The sequence below is a fragment of the Streptomyces sp. NPDC002276 genome (assembly GCF_053891435.1).
Window position 1 is genome coordinate 1 of the sequence record NZ_JBSFCQ010000067.1, and the last position, 1,394, is coordinate 1,394.

Sequence of the window (1,394 nt, forward strand, 5' to 3'; positions counted from 1 at the left end):
GACGGGTGCTCCCACGGTCCAGAGCCTGAGCCCCACACGCCCAACACTACGGGTATACCTGCCTGTTGAACTGCATCTTCGGCTCGCCGACAAAGACACCTCGCGTACGGCGTAGCCGCAGCGCAGACGCCAACGGTGCTGTCGTGTGTCGCTGAACCTTGAGCGTGCGTCATCGGTCGTTGAGCACCGCAGGCTCTACCGCGTGCGCCGACCGGTCGGTCCGGCAAAGCGGCGGGCCCCGGTGCGCGATCGTTTGATCGCGGTACGCGTGAGGGCGCATCGTGCAGATCGAGTTGGCTTTGGCGGAGCGGCGCGATCGGCCCCGAGTTGTCCAGCGTCCAAGGCACCACCTGGTGGGAACTGGACCCCCAGCGATCCTTCCGGAATCCCCTCTCGCGCGGTGGACCGGGCTGAATCTGGCCGACCTGGCCACCAGCGTTCCGTCGCAGGGCCAGGATGCCGCACCGCCGCTCTGCGACTGACATGACAGCAGCAAGCTCTGCCCGCGGCCTTCACCGAGACTGCACTCGACGGCTTTCCAACGTCCTGGTGGCGGTGTCAGTAGTCCACGCGGGAGACGGGCTGCCTCCCGCGGCCGCCTACCGACCGGCCTCGATCACGCCGACCGTCCAGCGCTCCGCGCCCCCGACTCAAGCGGGGGCTGCTGAGTTGTCTGGGGCGTGCGGAGTGAGGGTGCGCAATGGGATGTGGCGTTGCCGACGTCCGTGCCGAAACTCTGCCGCAGACGTGTCCTGACCAGTAAGACGTATGCATCACAGCGAAGGGGGCGGGTGTGGGCGTCTTATGGATTGCGGTAGTCGTTCTGGCCGGTGCGGCCGTATGGGTGCTTCGGCAGCGGCACTTGTATCCGGGTAAGTGGAGCCATACTTTCCACCAGGAATACGCAGATGCGCGAGACCGCCTGGCACAGGCGCGCCGCGGGGTTCGTGAACACGCCGAGCAGGCGGCGCGGGACGAGTCCTGGACGCGGCATGAGGTTGCCTCCGCCCAGGATGCGCGCGAGAAACGGTTGACGGCGCTGGAGCAGGACGTTGCCCAGCTGCGCAATCCGGGCAGTGGCATCATCAAGGCCCAACTAGGTGAACTGATCCTCTTCCAGCATCTTGTCGTGGTGAAGTCTGCTTCCAGGTCCCGTCCGATCGAGCTGGTCGGCCTGGATGTCCGCTTCGAGGCGGGCCAGACGAACCACTCTCTGTACCTCACCGACGCCAGCGGGCAGGTGTACCGGGCCAAGTTCCCTCGTCACCCCTCGTCTGTCGACTCTCAGGAGCAGTGGTTCGATGAGGAGCAGGTTCGCGACTTCGAGGTGGACATCCGCAATGCGGTCGCAAAGGAGAACAGCTTCCGTTCCAGGCTGCCGCAACAGCTCAAGG

General features: G+C 65.7%; 1 protein-coding gene. It reads left to right on the forward strand.

Translation table 11 applies throughout. The features are described 5' to 3' along the window. Positions 1-793: 793 nt before the first annotated feature. A partial coding sequence (locus tag ACWIHT_RS47220) for a hypothetical protein (RefSeq protein ID WP_456174832.1) occupies positions 794-1,394 on the forward strand: 601 nt, incomplete at its 3' end.